This window comes from Nocardia sp. NPDC051981 (genome assembly GCF_040680715.1).
Classification (GTDB): domain Bacteria; phylum Actinomycetota; class Actinomycetes; order Mycobacteriales; family Mycobacteriaceae; genus Nocardia.
In genome coordinates, this window is record NZ_JBFAXK010000052.1 from 1 (window position 1) to 19,287 (window position 19,287).

Annotated in this window: 14 protein-coding genes and 1 pseudogene; 4 read left to right on the forward strand and 11 right to left on the reverse strand. The window is 68.2% G+C overall.

Annotation, left to right across the window (positions count from 1 at the left end; genetic code table 11):
- Positions 1 to 140: 140 nt before the first annotated feature.
- A complete protein-coding gene (gene glnA, locus AB0L60_RS41745; protein ID WP_364626272.1) occupies positions 141 to 1,577 on the reverse strand; it encodes a type I glutamate--ammonia ligase in 1,437 nt (478 codons plus the stop codon).
- A 450-nt stretch (positions 1,578 to 2,027) separates the two neighbouring features.
- On the opposite strand from glnA, the gene AB0L60_RS41750 reads away from it, so the two are divergent.
- The gene (locus AB0L60_RS41750; RefSeq protein WP_364626275.1) at positions 2,028 to 2,558 is read left to right on the forward strand and encodes an RDD family protein; all 531 of its coding nucleotides are present in this window, start codon (positions 2,028 to 2,030) and stop codon (positions 2,556 to 2,558) included.
- A 225-nt stretch (positions 2,559 to 2,783) separates the two neighbouring features.
- A complete protein-coding gene (locus AB0L60_RS41755; protein WP_364626278.1) occupies positions 2,784 to 3,671 on the forward strand; it encodes an alpha/beta hydrolase-fold protein in 888 nt (295 codons plus the stop codon).
- A gap of 112 nt (positions 3,672 to 3,783) precedes the next feature.
- Here AB0L60_RS41755 and AB0L60_RS41760 read toward each other — a convergent pair whose 3' ends face one another.
- From AB0L60_RS41760 to sucB, 7 genes and pseudogenes are all read right to left on the reverse strand, one after another.
- Complete coding sequence (locus AB0L60_RS41760; RefSeq protein ID WP_364626281.1) at positions 3,784 to 4,527, reverse strand: DUF4191 domain-containing protein; 744 nt, start codon at positions 4,525 to 4,527, stop codon at positions 3,784 to 3,786.
- A gap of 126 nt (positions 4,528 to 4,653) precedes the next feature.
- The gene (locus tag AB0L60_RS41765; RefSeq protein ID WP_364626285.1) at positions 4,654 to 6,849 is read right to left on the reverse strand and encodes an elongation factor G-like protein EF-G2; all 2,196 of its coding nucleotides are present in this window, start codon (positions 6,847 to 6,849) and stop codon (positions 4,654 to 4,656) included.
- 183 nt (positions 6,850 to 7,032) lie between these two features.
- Complete coding sequence (gene lipA / locus AB0L60_RS41770; RefSeq protein WP_354838470.1) at positions 7,033 to 8,073, reverse strand: lipoyl synthase; 1,041 nt, start codon at positions 8,071 to 8,073, stop codon at positions 7,033 to 7,035.
- Between the two features lie 121 nt (positions 8,074 to 8,194).
- Positions 8,195 to 8,914: pseudogene (gene lipB / locus AB0L60_RS41775) on the reverse strand (lipoyl(octanoyl) transferase LipB); the annotation flags it as partial.
- Positions 8,911 to 9,423: an N-acetyltransferase family protein gene (locus AB0L60_RS41780; protein ID WP_364626307.1), complete on the reverse strand. Its 513-nt coding sequence runs from the start codon at positions 9,421 to 9,423 to the stop codon at positions 8,911 to 8,913. The pseudogene lipB and the gene AB0L60_RS41780, both read right to left, overlap by 4 nt.
- Before the next feature lie 82 nt (positions 9,424 to 9,505).
- Positions 9,506 to 10,405 carry a TIGR01777 family oxidoreductase gene (locus tag AB0L60_RS41785; RefSeq protein ID WP_364626288.1) on the reverse strand — a complete coding sequence of 300 codons (900 nt, stop codon included), beginning with the start codon at positions 10,403 to 10,405 and terminating at the stop codon, positions 9,506 to 9,508.
- A 29-nt stretch (positions 10,406 to 10,434) separates the two neighbouring features.
- Positions 10,435 to 12,192, reverse strand: a complete 1,758-nt coding sequence (gene sucB, locus AB0L60_RS41790) for a 2-oxoglutarate dehydrogenase, E2 component, dihydrolipoamide succinyltransferase (RefSeq protein ID WP_364626290.1) — start codon at positions 12,190 to 12,192, stop codon at positions 10,435 to 10,437.
- Positions 12,193 to 12,994: 802 nt separating this feature from the next.
- Here sucB and AB0L60_RS41795 point away from each other — a divergent pair.
- Positions 12,995 to 13,330 (forward strand): oxidoreductase, encoded by a 336-nt coding sequence (locus AB0L60_RS41795; protein WP_364626293.1) that lies wholly within the window; start codon positions 12,995 to 12,997, stop codon positions 13,328 to 13,330.
- Between the two features lie 29 nt (positions 13,331 to 13,359).
- On the opposite strand, the gene AB0L60_RS41800 is transcribed toward AB0L60_RS41795, so the two are convergent.
- Together AB0L60_RS41800 and AB0L60_RS41805 are read right to left on the reverse strand one after the other, a co-directional pair.
- Complete coding sequence (locus tag AB0L60_RS41800) at positions 13,360 to 14,118, reverse strand: YoaK family protein (RefSeq protein ID WP_364626296.1); 759 nt, start codon at positions 14,116 to 14,118, stop codon at positions 13,360 to 13,362.
- A 237-nt stretch (positions 14,119 to 14,355) separates the two neighbouring features.
- Positions 14,356 to 15,861, reverse strand: a complete 1,506-nt coding sequence (locus AB0L60_RS41805) for a leucyl aminopeptidase (protein WP_364626300.1) — start codon at positions 15,859 to 15,861, stop codon at positions 14,356 to 14,358.
- Between the two features lie 234 nt (positions 15,862 to 16,095).
- On the opposite strand from AB0L60_RS41805, the gene tuf reads away from it, so the two are divergent.
- Positions 16,096 to 17,292: an elongation factor Tu gene (tuf, locus tag AB0L60_RS41810; RefSeq protein ID WP_364626302.1), complete on the forward strand. Its 1,197-nt coding sequence runs from the start codon at positions 16,096 to 16,098 to the stop codon at positions 17,290 to 17,292.
- Between the two features lie 4 nt (positions 17,293 to 17,296).
- On the opposite strand, the gene AB0L60_RS41815 is transcribed toward tuf, so the two are convergent.
- Positions 17,297 to 18,724, reverse strand: coding sequence for a sugar porter family MFS transporter (locus AB0L60_RS41815; RefSeq protein WP_364626305.1), 1,428 nt, complete (start codon positions 18,722 to 18,724; stop codon positions 17,297 to 17,299).
- Positions 18,725 to 19,287 lie beyond the last annotated feature (563 nt).

The following is a 19,287-nucleotide window of genomic DNA, read 5'->3' on the forward strand; positions in this document are numbered from 1 at the left end:
GCGCCCATCGCGGCGCTGTACCCGAACGGCTGGTGGGAGTTCTTCCGGCTCAATACCGAACGGCATGCCGACCCGGATTCGGTCTACAACGTGATATGCGTACCGTACGCCCGAATCAGGCGTATACGCGCAGGTCAGGCTTAGACGTCGAAGTACAGCTCGAACTCGTACGGGTGCGGCCGCAGGTTGACGGGCGCGATTTCCTGGGTGCGCTTGATGTCGATCCAGGTCTCGATCAGGTCCTCGGTGAACACGCCACCCTCGGTGAGGTAGTCGTGGTCTTCCTCGAGGCGGTCGATGACCGACGCCAGCGAGGTGGGGGCCTGCGGGATGTTCTTGGCCTCCTCCGGCGGGAGCTCGTAGAGGTCCTTGTCGACCGGGGCGAGCGGCTCCAGCTTGCGCTTGATGCCGTCCAGGCCGGCCATCATCATGGCGGCGAAGGCCAGGTACGGGTTACCCGAGGAGTCCGGCGCGCGGAACTCGATGCGCTTGGCCTTCGGGTTCGAGCCGGTGATCGGGATGCGGATCGCGGCCGAGCGGTTGCGCTGCGAGTACACCAGGTTGATGGGGGCCTCGTAGCCCGGCACCAGACGGTGGTAGGAGTTCACGGTCGGGTTGGTGAACGCCAGCAGCGACGGGGCGTGGTGCAGGATGCCGCCGATGTAGTGACGCGCCAGATCCGACAGGCCCGCGTAGCCGGACTCGTCGTGGAACAGCGGCTTGCCGTCCTTCCACAGCGACTGGTGGGCGTGCATGCCCGAGCCGTTGTCGCCGAAGAGCGGCTTCGGCATGAAGGTAACGGTCTTACCCTCCTGCCACGCGGTGTTCTTCACGATGTACTTGAACAGCTGCAGGTCGTCAGCGGCGCCCAGCAGGGTGTTGAAGCGGTAGTTGATCTCGGCCTGACCGGCGGTGCCGACCTCGTGGTGGCCGCGCTCCAGGTCGAAGCCCGCGTTCTGCAGGTTGGTCGAGATCTTGTCGCGCAGGTCGACGTAGTGGTCGTACGGGGCAACCGGGAAGTAACCACCCTTGTTGCGGACCTTGTAGCCACGGTTCGGGGTGCCGTCGGCGTTGTACTCGGCGCCGGTGTTCCAGGAGCCCGAGATCGAGTCGATCTCGTAGAAGGCGCCGTTCATGGCCGAGTCGTAGCGGATCGAGTCGAAGATGTAGAACTCGGCCTCGGCACCGAAGTAGCAGGTGTCGGCGATGCCGGTCGAACGCAGGTACTCCTCGGCCTTACGCGCGATGTTGCGCGGGTCGCGGGAGTAGGCCTCGCGGGTGAACGGGTCGTGCACGAAGAAGTTCATGTTCAGCGTCTTCGCGGCACGGAAGGGATCGACCCGGGCAGTGCTGTAATCGGGCAGCAGCAGCATGTCCGACTCGTCGATCGACTGGAAGCCGCGTACCGACGAACCGTCGAAGGCGAGGCCCTCTTCGGCGAGATCAGCGGTGAACGCCTTCGCCGGGATCGAGAAGTGCTGCTGCACACCGGGGAGGTCGGTGAACCGAACGTCGACGTATTCGACCTCCTCCTCCTTGATGTACTTGATGACCTCGTCGGCCGTGCTGAACGCCACTTAGTACTCCTTACGGATCGGTTCCCAGCCAGTGGTGACTGCATGGGTTCGTCGCGACCACACGGTATGGACGCGGTGTTTCCCTGCAATCAAGGCTGTGTTTCGCCAGTGTTACACGCACTGCTGGCCGGGGGTTCGGCGGTGCCCCCGGGTTCGCGAAGACGCCGCAGCGGTCGCCGAGCAATGCTCGACCAGCAGGGACATCCTGCCACCGACCTGCCCGAAGTGACTGTTAAGACTCTGAAAAATCAGGAGCCTTGCCAACTCCGGCCCGGCCATCGTGACAATCCTCACCGTTCGGCATCCACCTGGCAATCTCGGATGCCGAGCGATTGCGCGCCTGTCCGCGACCGGGTGAACGGCTTGGCCGCACCCATATATGGTTCCGTACTCGCACCCCGACCGGCAGGGGCGCGAAACCGGCCCGCCGACGCCGCATAAGCTGGGCCCATGGCTCGTATCACCGGCTCCTGGCTGTCCGGACCGAACGCCGAATCCGGAGACAACCCGCCCGGTGACTACCAGGGCAAGGAACTCGGCCTGCCGCCGTCCGGACGCGGCGCGCTCGCCCCCTTCACCCGCCGCGTCCTGGCGCTGCTCGTCGACTGGTTCATCTCGATGGGCCTGGCCGCGATCATCGTGCGGCCCGATGCCGAGCACATCATCTCGAAGATGACCATTCCGAAGGGCCAGCAACCGCCCTCGCACTTCGAGGTCATCACCCAGGCACTGTCGACGCCGACGCTGCTGGTGTGGTTCGTGCTGGGGATCGCCGCGGTCACGCTGTTCGGCTTCACGCCCGGCCAGTACTTCCTGAAGCTGCGGGTCAGCCGGGTCGATGCTGACGCGCCGGTCGGTTTCATTCGCGCCCTGGTCCGGCAGCTCATCCTGCTGTTCGTCATCCCCGCCCTGTTCACCGACAGCGACGGCCGCGGCATGCACGATCGCGCCACCGGCACCGCTCTCGTCTACAGCCGCTGACCCGCGCCGCGGACTTCCGCGCGGATTGATTCGAAACCCAGCACAGCGCGCGCTCAGCCTACGCCGGGCCTGTGACCTGCGGTGCTGTTGGTGCAGTGTGCGGCAGGACGTTGCCAAATGTTCACCGCAGTTTGCTTTAGATCGGTATGGTGACGGCGATTTGCCGTGACGCAGCCGCCAGGTTGACGTCGGGCAGATAGCTGATGTTGTGCTGATGGAGGATCGATGGTCGAGGGCTACCCGGCTGCCGCGTGGAGAATCAGCCGGCGGTCCCTGTTCGCGACCACCGGCCTGCTCGGCCTGGCCGGCGCGTGCGCGGCTGTCAGCGCGGGCGGCAATGCGGCGGTCGACCCGGCGGAGATCGGGCAGACCGCGGCCGGCATCACCCCCGTCGTCCGGGTGGAACGGGTCTACTCGGCCGCCCGCCGACGCGACGTGGACCTGGTCACCATCCTGCCGCCCGGCGTCCCCACCGAGAACCTGCCCGTGTCGCTGCTGCTCCACGGCCTGCACGGCACCGCCCGCACCGCGGCCGTCGGCAATATCGGCGACGTACTGGCCGCCGGCGTCGCCACCCGGCTGTCCCCGGCCTTCGGTTTCGTGGCCCTCGACGGCGGCGACAACTACTGGCACGACCACGGCACCGGCGACGATCCAATGTCCATGCTGCTCAACGAGGTTCCCGGCTGGCTGGCACAACGACGCCTGGGCGCACCGGGCGGCCTGCCGTTCGCCTGCACCGGCACCTCCATGGGCGGCTTCGGTGCGCTGGTGTACTCGCGCCGCCGCTTCGAGCAGGGCCGGCCGCTGAACGCGGTTGCCACCATGTCGCCGGGGCTGCTCACCTCGTGGACCGAAATGGCCAAACGGAACGCGTTCATCGACGCCGATCAGTGGGCGGCACTCGACCCGCTGCGCAACCTCGACAAGGCGGGCCCGGCCCCCGTCGGCGTGTGGTGCGGCGACCGCGACCGCTTCATCGACGGCTGCCGCCGCTACATCGCCACCGCCCACCCCGAGGTTGGCCTGGTCACCCCGGGCACGCACGCCGACGAGTACTGGCGCACCGTCACCCCGGACGTCGTCCGCTTCCTCTCTCGCCACGTCGGCTGATCCTCCGGTACGACCCCGCCTGCGCGAGAGCGTCAGGCCTTGTGGCCGAACGCATTTCGGAAACGAACGAGGCCCGCGTCCTGGGGACGCGGGCCTCGAAGGTTCCGGTGGGTCAGCGGCGGCGGATGCTGCGCTGCACGCCGCGCATCTTGGCGCCGCTCGGCAGCGGGCCCTTGGGGAGGGCCGGGCCGCCGCGGGTGGCCAGCGCGGACAGCCGGCCCTCGATGAGGTCCATGCGCTTGGCGTCGATATTGCGGGGGAGCTTGGTCAAGTAGCGCTGCAGTTCCTTCAGCGGCACCTGGTCCTGCTCGTTGCCGATCACCACGTCGTAGATCGGGGTGTCACCGACCAGGCGGGAGACCTTCTTCTTCTCCTGCGCGAGCAGGGATTTCACGCGCTGCGGCGAACCCTCCGCGACCAGGATGACACCGGGCAGGCCGACCACGCGATGCACGGCGTCGAGCTGGGTGGTGGCGGCGACGCCGGGGGAGACCCGCCACTTGCCCTGCAGGTTGTCCAGCACCCAGGCGGCCGCGCCGGCCTGGCCCTCGGCCTTGGCGTACACGTTCTTCTGGACCCGGCGGCCGAAGATGATGAACGCAGCCAGCGCGCCCAGCAGCAGACCGATCGGCAGCAGGAACCACTGCAGGCCGAAGATCAGGCCGATCACCAGGAACAGCACGGTCACGCCGACGAGGGCGCCGATCATCAGCGGCAGCAGCAGCTTGTCTTCCTTGCGCTGCATCTGGAATGCCTGCCAGAGTTGCTGGCGGCGCTCCTTCGACGCCTGTTTGCGCGCCGCCTTCGCCGCGGCCTTCGCTTCCTTCGACGGATTACCGCCCTTGCCTGCTGCCATGGCGTCCAGCTTAATGGCCGGGTGCGCCCGGTTCGCGACGGGATCATCGCGACAGCGAGCGGTCGGTACCGCGGCGACGGCCCTCATCTCACCCAGTGGGATCGGTGGCGGCCGGATCGGCCGAACTCAGCCGTTGCTCCCGGCCTTGTCCCGCATCGACTCCGCCAGCTGCATGGGCATGGCCTCGTGCCGCGCGTAGGCGCGGGTGAAGGTGGCCCCGCCGTGCGCCAGTGAGCGCAGGTCCACGGCGTAACGGCTGAGCTCGAGTTCCGGCACCTCGGCGCGAATCGCGGTGCGCCCCAGCCCGACCGGCTCGGTGCCCAGCACCCGGCCCCGACGGCTGGACAGATCGACCAGCACCGGTCCCACGTAGTCGTCCGACACCACCACGTGCACTTCGGATATCGGCTCCAGCAGGTTGATGCGCGCCGCTCCGGCCGCCTCCCGCAGGGCCAGCGCCCCGGCCATCTGGAAGGCCGCGTCCGAGGAGTCGACCGAGTGCGCCTTCCCGTCGAACAGCGTCACCCGCACATCCACGAGTGGATATCCCGCCGCCACACCGCGCGCGGCCTGGGCGCGCACGCCCTTCTCGACCGACTGAATGAACTGGCGCGGAACTACTCCGCCCACCACCTTGTCCACGAACTCGACCCCGGACCCCTCGGGGAGCGGCGCCACCTCGATCTCGCAGATGGCGTACTGCCCGTGCCCGCCGGACTGCTTCACATGCCGCCCCCGCCCGGACGCCTGGGTGGCGAAGGTCTCGCGCAGCGCCACCCGGTGGTCGATGACATCCACCTGCACCCCGAACCGGGACCGCAGTCGTTCCAGCGCCACATCGCGATGCGCCTCGCCCAGGACCCACAGCACCAGCTGATGGGTGTCGGGGTTCTGTTCCAGCCGCACCGTCGGATCCTCGGCGACCAGCCGGGACAGGCCCTGCGAGAGCTTGTCCTCGTCGGCCTTGCTGTGCGCCTTCACGGCCACCGGCAGCAGCGGATCGGGCATGGACCACGGCTCGATGAGGAGCGGGTAATCCTTGGCGGACAACGTATCCCCGGTCTCGGCGTGCGACAGCTTGCTCACACACACGATGTCCCCGGCGATGGCCTGTGGCAGTGGCCGCTGCTGCTTGCCGAACGGCGCGGACACCCCGCCGACGCGTTCGTCGGCATCGTGATCACCATTGTCGCCCTGTCCGTGCCCGCACACGTGCACGGTGTCGTCGGCGTGCAGTGTGCCCGAGAACACCCGCACCAGCGACAACCGGCCCACATAGGGATCGGAGGCGGTGCGGATCACCTCGGCGGCCAGCGGCGCGGCGGGATCGCAGGCCAGCGCGGCGGCCTTGCCGCCGGACCCGGTCGCGGACACGGGATGTTCGGCGGGCGTGGGGAATCCGCGCGTGATCAGATCCAGGATCTCCACCGTGCCGAGCCCCTGCCGCGCGCCCTCCGGCGGCGGTGCGGCGATCAGCACCGGATGGAAACTGCCGCGCGCCACCGCCTTTTCGAGGTCCGCGACCAGCGCGGCCAGGTCGATCTCCTCGCCGCCGATGTAGCGGTCCATGAGGGTCTCGTCCTCGCTCTCGGCGATGATGCCCTCGATGAGCCGGTTGCGCGCCTCCTCCAGTTGCTCCCGCTGCTCCTCGGAGGCGGGCGTTTCCACGCGTTCCCCGGTGGCGTAGTCGTAGACGTGCTGGGTGAGCAGTTCGATCAGCCCGGTCACCGGCCGGTGCCCGTCGGCCCCCTTGGGCCCGTACACCGGAAGATGCAGTGGCAGTATGCTTTCCGCTCGCCCGCCGCCCAGAATCTGGCGGCAGGTCTCGGTCATGTCCTCGAAGTCCGCGCGTGCGGTGTCCAGATGGGTGAGCACGATGGCGCGCGGCATGCCGACGCGCGCGCACTCCTCCCACAGTGCCAGCGTCGCCCCGCTCACGCCCTCCACGCCCGCGGCGGCGGAGAGCACGAAAAGGGCCGCGTCCGCCGCTCGCAGACCGGCCCTGAGTTCCCCGACGAAATCCGCGTAGCCGGGGGTGTCGAGAAGATTGACCTTGACGTCGTCCCAGCCCATCGGCACCACCGACAGTTGCACGGACCGGTGTTGTCGCTGCTCGATGTCGTCGTAGTCCGAGACGGAGGTGCCGTCCTCGACCCGCCCGGCCCGGAGTACCGCCCCCGCCGCCACGGCGAGCGCCTCCACCAGCGTGGTCTTCCCGGACCCGCTGTGGCCTACCAGCACCACATTCCGTATATCGGCCGGCCTTTCGGCCACGACCACCCTGCCGTTGACACCTTGCGACGTCGTCGTTCGCTCGACCATGGCTCGCTCCCGGGGTCGATCAATGCGGTCCTTCGAGCTTCCCACCAGCGCCGCGCACGCGTCCACGAATCGACCGAACCGATTTGGATGGCGCGCCGATACCCGCCGTTCACCTGGCGAGGTGTCGCAAAACGACTGTGGCCCGGACGGTGCGTCCGGGCCACAGTGCGCGAATTCGATCGGCTAGGAGCCGAAGCGCGCCAGCACGCTGGTCGCCTCCTGCGCCGCGCTGCCCTCCTCGGCGAGATGGGCCATCTCCGGCGAGATCTCGCGACCGTGGTGACGCATGGCCTGGGCGTAGAGGCGACCCGCACGGTAGGACGAGCGGACCAGCGGACCGGCCATCACCCCGGCGAAGCCCATGGCCTCGGCGGCCTTGGAGTGCTCCACGAACTCCTCCGGCTTCACCCACCGGTCGACAGGGTGGTGGCGCGGGGAGGGCCGCAGGTACTGGGTGATCGTGATGATGTCGCAGCCCGCCTCGTGCAGGTCGCGCAGGCCCTGGGTGACTTCCTCCGGGGTCTCGCCCATGCCCAGGATGAGGTTGGACTTGGTGACCAGACCGGCCTCGCGCGCGGCGGTGATGACCGCCAGCGACCGCTCGTAGCGGAAGGCCGGCCGGATGCGCTTGAAGATGCGCGGCACCGTCTCCAGGTTGTGCGCGAGCACCTCCGGGCGGGACTCGAAGACCTCGGCCAGCTGCTCGGGCACGGCATTGAAGTCCGGGATCAGCAGCTCGACGCCGGTGTGCGGGTTGAGCCGCTTGATGGCGCGCACGGTCTCGGCGTACAGCCACGCGCCGCCGTCCTCGAGGTCGTCGCGCGCGACGCCGGTGACGGTCGAGTAGCGCAGCCCCATGGCCTGCACGCTCTCGGCCACGCGCCGCGGCTCGTCCCGGTCCAGGGCGGCGGGTTTGCCGGTGTCGATCTGGCAGAAGTCGCAGCGACGGGTGCACTGCTCACCGCCGATGAGGAAGGTGGCCTCGCGGTCCTCCCAGCACTCGAAGATGTTGGGACACCCGGCTTCCTCGCAAACCGTGTGCAGCCCTTCGCGTTTCACCAGACCCTTGAGTTCGGTGTACTCGGGTCCCATGGTGGCGCGGGTGCGGATCCACGAGGGCTTGCGCTCGATCGGGGTCTCGGCGTTGCGAGCCTCGATGCGAAGCAGCTTGCGGCCATTGGGTGCGGCCGTGTTATCGGATGCCGGGGTATCGACAGAGGTCACTTGGTTCACCCTACGCTCATGATCATTCGGCCTTGGCGGGCACGGTTCGCGGCACCACCGGGAGCTGATCGGTCGTCGATGCGGGAAGCGGTTCCGGGCATTCGGCCGACGTCTTCACGCAGTGGGAGATGGTGTGGTCGGCCACCTTCAGATCGCCATCGAGGGCGCGCGCGATCGCATCGGCTGCCAGCGGACGCACCTCGTCGACGGTTACCTCGCGCCCGAGTTCGCGGCTCAGGGTGGTGACCCCGGCATCGCGAATCCCGCACGGCACAATGGCATTGAAGCCGTCCAGGCTGGAATTGCAATTCAGCGCCAGGCCGTGCAGAGTGACCCCGCGCTGGACGCGCACGCCGATGGCCGCGACCTTGCGCTCGGGCTGGGACTCCGTCGCCGGCACCCACACGCCCGAACGGCCTTCCACCCGGCCGGTTTCCAGTCCGAGCTGTGCGCAGACGGCGATGAGCGCTTCCTCCAGCCGGCGTACGTAGGCCACCACGTCGACGGGCTCGGCCAGCCGGACGATCGGATAGCCGACCAGTTGCCCAGGTCCGTGCCAGGTGATCTTCCCGCCGCGATCCACCTCGATGACCGGGCTGCCGTCCAAGGGCAGATCCTGCGGCTCGGTGCGCCGGCCGGCGGTGTAGACGAAGGGGTGTTCCAGCAAGAGCAGCCGGTCCTGCCCGATGCCGTCGGCGCGTTCGGCGGCGATGGCGCGCTGAAGCTCCCAGGCTTCCTGATAGTCGATGAGGCCCAGATTTTCGACGGAAAGGGGTGTGCCGTCGAAGCGGGCCGATACCGCGCTGGGTAACGGTGCGGTGGCCGTACTGCTCGTGCTCACGGCTGCGACGTTACCCCTTCATTGAGAACGGTTTGCATCAGTGTGAGATCCATCCAACGGCCGAATTTGTGCCCGACCTCTGGCAGTTGCCCGACGATCCGGAACCCGAATCTCTCGTGCAGGGCGATCGACGTGCGGTTACTCGACTCGATCGCGGCGATCACGGTGTGTACGCCACCCTGGTGCGCCCGAGCCAGCAGCTCGGTCATCAGCGCGGTGGCCACTCCGCGCCGCTGGAATATATCTGACACGTACACCGAGTTCTCGACGGTGAACCGGTACCCGGACTTCGGCCGGAACTGCCCGTAACTGGCGTACCCCGCGACCTTGCCGTCGATCTCGGCCACCAGCACCGGATGTCCGGCTCCGGTCCGCGCCGCGAACCAGGCCTTGCGCTCGTCCAGGTCGGCGAGGTCGGTATCCCAGATGGCGGTGGTCTCGGCGATGGCGTTGTTGTGGATCACCAGGATCTCGGGGAGATCGCTCTCGCGCGCATCCCGCACCAGCAGGTCGGACGGATGATTGGTCACGTTCCACACGGTATCGACGGGCCCGCTGTGACGTGCGCCGCGCCCACCGCAATCGGCCGGATCAGCCGGACTGACCGAGCGTCGCGGACAGTGCCGCGCCGATGGTGGGGTGCTGGAAGGGGTATCCGGCGGCTTCGAGCGCGGTGGGAATCGCCCTGGGGCCGTGCAGGATTGCCTCTTCGGCGAACTCGCCCACGGCCAGCCGCAGCGCGAACGCGGGCACCATCAGGGGCGTCGGCCGGTGCATGACGCGGCCCAGCGCGCGGGTGAACTCCGCATTGGTGACCGGCGCGGGACCGACCATATTGACCGGGCCGGAAAGGCTTTCGTGGGTGAGCGCGTAGCTGATCGCGCCGACCTCGTCGTCGAGGGAGATCCACGGCACGTACTGGCGGCCGCTGCCCAGCCGCCCGCCCAGGCCGAGATAGTAGAGGGGATACAGCATTTCGAGCATGCCGCCGTGCCGGGCCAGCACCACCGCCGAGCGCAGTAGCACCGTGCGCACGCCGGCGTCGGCGGCCTGTACGGTGGCGGCCTCCCAGTCGGCGCACAGGCCGGCCAGGAAACCCGTTCCGGCGGGGGAACTCTCGGTGACGACGCGGTCGCCGAGATCGCCGCCGTAGTAGTGCACGCCGCTGGCATTGACCAGCGTCGGCACGCCCGCGGCGGCGACCGCGGCGGCCAGCACATCGGTGGGGACGATGCGGCTGTCGCGCAGCTCCTGTTTGTAGCTGCCGGTCCAGCGCCGCTGCCCGATGCCCGCGCCGCAGAGGTTCACCACGGCGTCGGCGCCACGCAGCGCACGGTCGTCCAGATTGGAACGGACGGGGTCCCAGGTGAATTCGTCGCGGGCGTGCACGGGACGGCGCACGAGGCGGGTGACCTCGTGCCCGTCGCGGCGCAGAGCCGCGACGAGCGCCGTCCCGATCAGCCCGGACGAACCGGCGATCACGACTTTCATCCGATCAATCCTGCCGCCCGTTTCCGGCATCAGAGCCCGAGGTCACCCTCGAACGCGGCCTCTTCCAGCCGGTGCTTGACGGTGGTCAGGAAGCGACCCGCGTCGGCGCCGTCGATGAGGCGGTGATCGTAGGTGAGCGGCAGGTAGGCCATCGAGCGGATGCCGATGAACTCGTTGCCGTCGTCGCTGATCACCATGGGGCGCTTGACGATCGCGCCGGTGCCCAGCATGGCGGCCTGCGGCGGCAGCAGGATCGGGGTGTCGAACAGGGCGCCCTGGGAGCCGATATTGGTGATGGTGAAGGTGCCGTTGGCCAGCTCGTCCGGCTTCAGGCCGCCGGTACGCGCACGGTTGGCGATATCGGCGATGGCACGCGCCAGTCCGGCCAGCGACAGGTCGTTGGCATTGTGGATGACCGGCGAGAGCAGACCCTGCTCGGTGTCGACCGCGATACCCAGGTTGACCACCGAGTGGTAGGTGATCTCCTTGGTGTCGGAGTTGTAGGACGCGTTCACGTTCGGGTGCACGGCCAGCGCCTCGATGACGGCCTTGGCGTAGAACGGCAGGAACGTGATGTTCACGCCCTCGCGCTGCTTGAACGCGGCCTTGGCGCGGTTGCGCAGCGCGGCGATCTTGGTCATGTCGACCTCGTGCACCTGGGTGAGCTGCGCGGTGGTCTGCAGCGACTCCAGGGTCTTGGTCGCGGTGATCTGCCGGATGCGGCTGGCCTTCTGGACCGTGCCGGTCAGGTGCGACAGCGACGGACGCGGTGCGGGCGCGGCAGCGGCCGGGGCGACCCGAGCAGCGGCGGCGGGCGCGGCAGCGGCGGGGGCCGGAGCCTTCTTGGCCTCCGCGGCGGCGAGCACATCCTGTTTGCGGATGCGGCCACCGACACCGGAACCGGTGAGGGTCGCGAGGTCAACGTTGTTCTCCGCGGCCAGCTTTCGCACCAGCGGGGTCACGTAGGGACCACCGTTGGTGGAGGACTCCTCGGCCGGGGTGGCCGCGGCCGGAACCGGAGCGGGCTTGGGAGCCGGTGCGGGGGCCGGGGCGGGCGCGGGGGCCGGAGCTGCAGCGGCCGGAGCCGGAGCGGGGGCGGGCGCGGGTGCCGGGGCAGGGGCCGGAGCGGGTGCGGGGGCCGGAGCCGGTGCGGCCGCAACAACGCCGCTGCCGATGACGCCCAGCTGACCGCCGACCGCGATCACGTCGTCCTCCTGCGCGGAGATCTCCAGCAGGGTGCCGGCGACCGGCGACGGGATCTCGGTGTCGACCTTGTCGGTGGAGACCTCGAGCAGCGGCTCGTCCACGGCGACCTGGTCGCCGACCTGCTTCAGCCAGCGGGTGACGGTGCCCTCGGTGACGGACTCACCGAGCTCGGGCATCTTGACCGGGGTGCCGGAGGCGGCAGCGGCCGGGGCGGGCGCGGCGGCGGCCGGCGCCGGAGCGGCGTCGACCGGCTGCGGGGCCGGGGCGGGTGCGGGGGCCGGCGCGGGCGCCGGGGCCGGGGCGGCGGCGGGTGCCGGGGCGGCGGCCGGGGCCGGAGCGGAACCGGCCTCGCCGATCACGCCGAGCTCGCCACCGACCTCGACCACGTCGTCCTCCTGGGCGACGATCTTCGTGAGAACGCCTGCGACCGGGGACGGGATCTCGGTGTCGACCTTGTCGGTGGAGACCTCGAGCAGCGGCTCGTCGACCTCGACCGTGTCTCCTTCCTGCTTCAGCCACCTGGTCACAGTGCCCTCGGTGACGCTCTCACCAAGAGCCGGCATCTGGACGGAGAAGGTCATGTCCGTTGACTCCTCTGACTGCTCGTCGGGTTAAACAGTTCGTCTCTCCGCGGGCATGGCACCGCGGGTCGCGATGTCGTCCCGACGGCCACCGATCATTCTGCGGCACCGGAGATCCGTGTTGGTTCTTGTTCCAGCCACCCATCCTTGCACTCGTCCGGGTGCGGCGTGTCACAGGGCGGCCGTTGCGCCGACCTCTCAGTGTCGCGATCCCCCGCGTGAGCAAGAGATCTCCCTGGCGTGAGCGTGAATTGGCGGGAACGGCATGAGACGTATCACGTTTGCGCGTGGCACCGCTTTTCGGGGTGCCGGTAGACGGGAGTCGAAGTCGCGCCGAGTGGGATAGCGGTCAGCTAGCTGGCCGCGCCACCGACGCCCGCGGACCGGATGGCCGGGGGCACCCGCGGGGAGTGTGGCGGTTGCGGGGTGGGGAGTGCTGAATTCGCGGGCGAGCGGTGAATCGGTTGAGGGCGTGCAGGATGCCGACGGCTTTGCCGCCATGTCGATGGGCGCCGTCGGCGCGCGCGAGTACCCGTTCGCGCGCCTCTCGTGTCGGCGCATGGATTTGGCCGCCCGCGGCATCGCCTCACCGGCCCTGAATTGCCGAGTGCACCACCGGGCTCGCCGAATCGCGCTTCGGGGGTCGTCCCCGGGCGCGGGGGCCGGCACTGGGCTGAGCTGGCGCTGAACGGATTCTGTGGGGCTGCTTAGGAGTTGGCCGGGGGACTGGCGAACGGTCCGCGAGCTGGCACTATCAAATTATCCGGCGGTCTTTCCGTGGCCGGAGAGGAGGTAGCCGGGGATGGGTTTCCTGGATCTGTTCGGGCGCAGCGGTACCGCGCGCCGGGGTGATGCCGACCCCGAGGCGATGGCGCATCTCGCCGCCTGGACCCGAAGCCATTACGGCGTGGAGGCTTTCGTCGAGCCGTGCACGACGGTGTCCGACGTCTCGGTCGTCCTGGTCGCCCACGACGGTGAATGGACTCGACGCGTAGTCGGCGAACGCGGAGCCCAACGCCTTTCCGCCACCCTGAACATCCCGGTCTACGACACCCGCCGAGTCGGCTACCCCCAGCGCATGCGCGACCACAATGCCCGCCGCCGCATTCTCGAACGCCGCGCCGCCCAGGGCTTCTGACTCTGAACGGCGTTGTCCGCCGCGCTGACTCAGCGGGTCCAGCTCTCGATCGAGCGCTTGCTGAGGTGAGTTGCCACCACGACCAACGCGAGCAGGCCCGCCGCCACCCCGAGTGCCGCGGGCGCGGCCTGGTGGACGACGAGGGCGGCGCCGATCGCCGCACCGAGGAACATGGCGGCAATAGGGACGACACGACGGCCGATGCGGCTCCCCGATCCGCCCGCGGGCGCGCTGTCGGCGGCGATGCCGGTGAGGGTCAAGGTCAGCACGGTGGTGGTCAGATCGGGCACGGCGAGGGCGCGAGCGGTCGCGTTCTGCAGGCCCAGCCCGAGTCCCAGGAACACGATCAGCAGCGCCAGCGACCAGTCGTGATACGGGCGCGAGGCCCCCAGCGCGATCATGAAGGCTGCGATGACCAGCACAAACTCGGCCCATGCTGCCGCATTCAGGTGACGGCCGCGGTGCGCCCCGACCCGGGCGCGCAGCCGTCCCCCGGCGAGCGCGCCGATCAGGAACGCGACAATGGCCAGAAGCAATGCCCACCAAACGAATCCGGGCGCGCCACCCAGCGCGAAACCTGAGAACACCACATTGCCGGTCATATTCGCGACCAGCACATGCCCCAACTGGAGATAGCTGAAGGCATCCACCAATCCGGTGACCACCGTCAGCGCGAGCAGCAACGGCGGCAGCGGCCCGTGGGTGTGACCGGCGGGCGGCACGATCAACCGGACCGCGTCGGTGACGTGCTCCCTCATCGACATGCCTGCAACCTGGACATCGCTCATCCGACGATTCTGACCGATCCGAGGGGGCGAGGCCGGGGACAGCGGAGAGGTGCCACCCCTTCTTGTCCCGGAGAATCTCGCGCACCCGCGCATTGAAGTGGAACATCAGGGCCATTCGGAAGATTGCCCTATGGGTGACGTAATTGCTGCGTAACGCGAACCGATTTCGCGCCATTACGGACAACGCCCGCCGCCGCATAGAGCGGGGCGGGCGTCATAGCAGAGTCCGGCCGTCGCCTATTCGGCGGCGATGTCCTCGAGGGTCGCGATGAGGGTGCGGACCGGGACGCCGGTGCCGCCCTTGCCGATGTAGCCGAACGGCCCGCCGGTGTTGTAGGCGGGACCGGCCACATCCAGGTGCGCCCACTGCACGCTCTCGGAGACGAACTCCTTGAGGAACAGCCCGGCCGACAGCATGCCGCCCCAGCGGTGCGGCGCGACGTTCTGCAGGTCGGCGATCTTGGAGTTCAGGTCGGCGCGCAGTTCGGCGGGAAGCGGCATGGCCCAGGCGTTCTCGCCGACGGCCTGCGAGATGCGGGCCACCCGGTCGCGGAAGAGGTCGGTGCCCATGACGCCGGGGGTGCGGGTGCCGAGCGCGACCATCTGCGCACCGGTGAGGGTGGCGACGTCGATGACATAGTCGGGTTCGTCCTGTCCCGCGCGCACGAGCGCGTCGGCCAGGATCAGCCGGCCCTCGGCATCGGTGTTGATGACCTCGACGGTAGTCCCGCCGAACTGGGTGAGCACGTCACCGGGCCGCTGCGCGGTGGCCGACGGCATGTTCTCGGCCATGGGAACGGTGGCGATGACGGTGAGCGGCAGGCTCAGTCGCGCCGCCAGCAGGGTGGTGGCGATGACCGCCGCCGCGCCGCCCATGTCGGAGGTCATATTCTCCATGTTCGCCGCGGGCTTGATGGAGATGCCGCCGGTGTCGAAGGTGATGCCCTTGCCGATGAGCGCGACCTTGGGGTCGCCGCCCGCGTAGGTGATGCGGATCAGTCGGGGCGGCCGCGAGGAGCCCTTGCCGACGCCGAGAATGCCGCCGTAGCCCTGGGATTCGAGTTCCTTCTCGTCCAAGATCTCCACCTGCAGGCCCGCGGCCTTGGCCAATTCCGCTGCGCGGTTGGCGAATTCGGCCGGGAACAGGTCGTTGGGCGGGGTGTTCACGAAATCCCGCGCGGTGGCGACGGCTTCGGCGACGGCCTGCGCCCGGAACAGCGCCTCTTCCCCGAATCCAGGTTCGGGAACCAGGAATTCGACGCGCTTGACCGGCTGATCGTCTTCCTTGGGCGCGGTCTTGGCGGACTTGAACGTGGTGAACTGGTACGCGCCCAGGTAGAAGCCCTCGGCCGCCGCGCCGAGGTCCAGCCCCGACAGTGTGGTGACCGCGGTCGCGACCCCGGTCAGCGCCCGCCCGGCCGCACCGGCCGACTTGCGCACCTGCTCCGCGTCGAGCTTGTCCTCGGCCCCGAGCCCGACCGCCAGCACGCAGTCCACGCCCAGCCCGGCCGGAGCCGGCACCCGCGTGACCTCCTCGCCCTTCCCCTTGGCCCCGACCGCCTGCAGCGCAGTCAGCAGCGCGGCCCGGGTCTCGCCGTCCAGCACATCCTCGAAGGCGTCGGCGGGCGCGATCACCGGCCCGTCATCCGTCGAGATGAGGCCTATGACGAGGACGTCGGCCTGCCCGATGCTCACGGTGCGTACGAGTTCCGGTCCGAGCGAACGATCTGCAACAGCTGTCATAACCGCCCACGTTACTTCCCCTGCTCACCCGAGGCGGGTTCGGCGCGTCTCCCGGGGACTCGCCGAGCGGAACACCGCCCGTCAACAGTCCTGTACGTCCGGTTCGGGCTGTTCTCGACCTTTGCGGGCCAGCGGCTGAATACCCTGGAACAGACACCGCCGTCGGGCATGACTTCGCGGTGTTCCCACCCCCCGGTGCCCTCTCGAATCGCGCGGGCGCACAGGAGGTTCCCAGTGGCGAAGGCGAAGTTCCAGCGGACGAAGCCGCACGTCAATGTCGGCACCATCGGCCACATCGACCACGGCAAGACCACTCTCACCGCGGCGATCACCAGGGTCCTGCACAACAAATATCCGGATCTGAATCCCTTCACACCCTTCGAGGCCATCGACAAGGCACCTGAGGAACGGCAGCGCGGCATCACCATCTCCATCGCCCACGTGGAATACCAGACGGAGAACCGCCACTACGCGCACGTCGACTGCCCCGGCCACGCCGACTACATCAAGAACATGATCACCGGTGCCGCCCAGATGGACGGCGCCATCCTGGTGGTCGCGGCCACCGACGGACCGATGCCGCAGACCAAGGAGCACGTCATCCTGGCGCGCCAGGTCGGGGTCCCGAAAATGGTGGTGGCACTGAACAAGTGCGACATGGTCGAGGACGAGGAGATCCTGGAACTGGTCGAACTCGAGGTGAGCGATCTGCTCAGCGAATACGAATTCGACGGCGACAACACCCCCATCGTCCGCGTCTCCGCCTACCAGGCGCTGGAGAACCCGACCGGCGTGTGGGGCGATACCATTACCGAACTCCTGGCCGCCGTCGACGATTGGATCGACACCCCCACCCGCGAAGTCGAGAAGCCCTTCCTCATGCCGATCGAGGACGTCTTCACCATCACCGGCCGCGGCACCGTCGTCACCGGCCGCATCGAACGCGGCGTCCTGAAGGTCAACGCGGAGGTGGAGATCGTCGGCATCCGCCCGAAGACCACGAAGACCACCGTGACCGGTATCGAGATGTTCCGGAAACTGCTCGACGAGGGCCAAGCCGGCGAGAACGTCGGCCTTCTCCTGCGTGGTGTCCGCCGCGAAGATGTGGAGCGCGGCCAGTGCGTCATCAAGCCGGGTTCGGTCACACCCCACACCCAGTTCGAAGGCCAGGCCTACATCCTCTCGAAGGAGGAGGGTGGCCGCCACACCCCCTTCTTCAACAACTACCGCCCCCAGTTCTACTTCCGCACAACGGATGTCACCGGCGTGGTGACCCTTCCGAAGGAAGTGGAAATGGTCCTCCCAGGTGACAACGTCTCCATGGAGGTGGTTCTCATCCAACCCATAGCCATGGAGATCGGCCTCAAATTCGCCATCCGGGAAGGTGGCCGGACAGTCGGCGCCGGCCAGATCACCAAGATCCTCAAATAGCGGGTCATCCCATCTCTTCCAGCGCCTTGCCCTTCGTCTCCGGAACCCACCTGAGCACGAAGGGAATCGAGAGGACAGCGAAGGCGGTGTAGATGACGTAGGTCCCCGACAGGTTCCAGTCGGCCAGGCTGGGGAAGCTGGCCGTGATGACCCAGTTGGCGATCCACTGCGCCGACGCGGCGACGCCGAGCGCGGCGGCGCGCAGCCTGTTGGGGAACATCTCGCCGAGCAGCACCCACACCACGACACCCCACGACATGGCGAAGAACAGCACGAAGCAGTGTGCGGAGACGAGCGCCACGATGCCCTGGGTGTGCGGCAGGCTCACGTTGTTCCCGGACCCGGACTTGTAGGAGAACGCCCAGCCTTCCAGTGCGAGGGCGATCGCCATGCCCGTAGATCCGATGAGCGCCAGCGGTTTCCGCCCGATCCGGTCGACCAGCACCATGGCGATCACGGTGCCGACGATATTGATGATCGAGGTGGTGAACGAGTAGAAGAACGAACTGGACGGGTCGATGCCCACCGACTGCCACAGCGTCGCCGAGTAGTAGAAGACGACATTGATGCCGACCAGCTGCTGGAACACCGACAGCCCGATACCGATCCACACCACCGGCAGGAACCCGAACCCGCCGCCCAGCAGATCCTTGAACGTCGAACGGTGCTCACTGTGCATGGCCCGCTCGATCTCGGCCACCCGCTCGTCCAGATTCACCTTGCCGCCCTCGACCTGGGCCAGCACCTCTTTGGCCTTGTCGGTCTTACCGATGGAGATCAGGTACCGCGGTGACTCCGGAATGGTGAACGAGAACAGCCCGTACAGCGCCGCCGGCACCACCATCACCCCGAGCATCCACTGCCAGGCCTCCAGCCCTGCGATGTGACCGCGCTGCTCACTACCCGCCATCTTCAGAATCGCGAAGTTCACCAACTGTGAAGTGGCGATACCGATCACGATGGCCGCCTGCTGGAACGACGCCAGCCGCCCGCGATACGCCGGCGGCGACACCTCGGCGATGTACGCGGGCCCGATCACCGATGCCATCCCGATCCCGATGCCACCGATCACACGCCACATCGCCAGATCCCACAGCGCGAACGGCAACGCCGACCCGATCGCACTACAGGTGAACAGCGTCGCCGCGATCCGCATGCACCAGATGCGCCCGATCCGGTCCGCGATCCGCCCCGCGATCGCCGCCCCCACCGCGCACCCGATCAATGCAATGGCCACCACCTGCGCCAATGTCGCCGACCCGATGTCGTACCGATCGCGGATCGCCTCGACCGCACCGTTGATGACCGAGCTGTCATACCCGAACAGAAACCCACCCATGGCCGCCGCAGCGGTAATGAACACGACATAGACGAGGCCGTCCGCCCCACCCACCCGATCGCCGGGCGTTCGCTCGCCCACCGTTGACTTCACGCAGACTCCTTCGTCCCGACCCGGAGTCTGGTGAGCCCGGGCCAACCACCTTGGGTAAGACCGAGATGACGCACAGAACCCCGTCAGACGGCGCACTCCGACGATCGTTGCTGCTGTGATGCTTGTCAACGCGGCCCGCAGGGGCCGCTTTCCGGTGACGTAGGCAGTCGGTTTGCCTGTGGTGTCTTCTCTCCCCACCAGCCGTTCGGCCTCCCGCAGTAGTAGTGCCGCGGTCTCGACGTCGCCGGCTCGCGCGGCGTCCGTCGCTCGCGACACCGCATACAGAACTCCGGACCGATCCTCGCGACTCTCCGTCCGCGCCCGAACAGCTGCGGCCACGAGACCTCCTTACCCATAGGCAGTGTTGTGGGGAGGTATTCGGAGCCGCGCGCTCTTCGACGTGTTCGTGCCGCTCATCCGATGTGCCGGAAAAGCGCAGGTAGACAGCCGATTTGACTTTGGTTCGTCGCAACACGTAACTTATTCCAGGTCAGAGCGACACGGACACCGACCCGGAGCCCCAAGGGCCTGGGAAACGAGGTTGGACGAGGAGCGCCTGATGA

Bases quoted from the DNA above. Each gene is read 5' to 3' on its own strand.
- AB0L60_RS41750 (WP_364626275.1), top strand. From the start codon at position 2,028: ATGGCTCGTATCACCGGCTCCTGGCTGTCCGGACCGAACGCCGAATCC.
- AB0L60_RS41755 (WP_364626278.1), top strand. From the start codon at position 2,784: ATGGTCGAGGGCTACCCGGCTGCCGCGTGGAGAATCAGCCGGCGGTCC.
- AB0L60_RS41760 (WP_364626281.1), bottom strand. From the start codon at position 4,527: ATGGCAGCAGGCAAGGGCGGTAATCCGTCGAAGGAAGCGAAGGCCGCG.
- AB0L60_RS41765 (WP_364626285.1), bottom strand. From the start codon at position 6,849: ATGGTCGAGCGAACGACGACGTCGCAAGGTGTCAACGGCAGGGTGGTC.
- AB0L60_RS41785 (WP_364626288.1), bottom strand. From the start codon at position 10,405: ATGAAAGTCGTGATCGCCGGTTCGTCCGGGCTGATCGGGACGGCGCTC.
- sucB (WP_364626290.1), bottom strand. From the start codon at position 12,192: ATGACCTTCTCCGTCCAGATGCCGGCTCTTGGTGAGAGCGTCACCGAG.
- AB0L60_RS41795 (WP_364626293.1), top strand. From the start codon at position 12,995: ATGGGTTTCCTGGATCTGTTCGGGCGCAGCGGTACCGCGCGCCGGGGT.
- AB0L60_RS41800 (WP_364626296.1), bottom strand. From the start codon at position 14,118: ATGAGCGATGTCCAGGTTGCAGGCATGTCGATGAGGGAGCACGTCACC.
- AB0L60_RS41805 (WP_364626300.1), bottom strand. From the start codon at position 15,861: ATGACAGCTGTTGCAGATCGTTCGCTCGGACCGGAACTCGTACGCACC.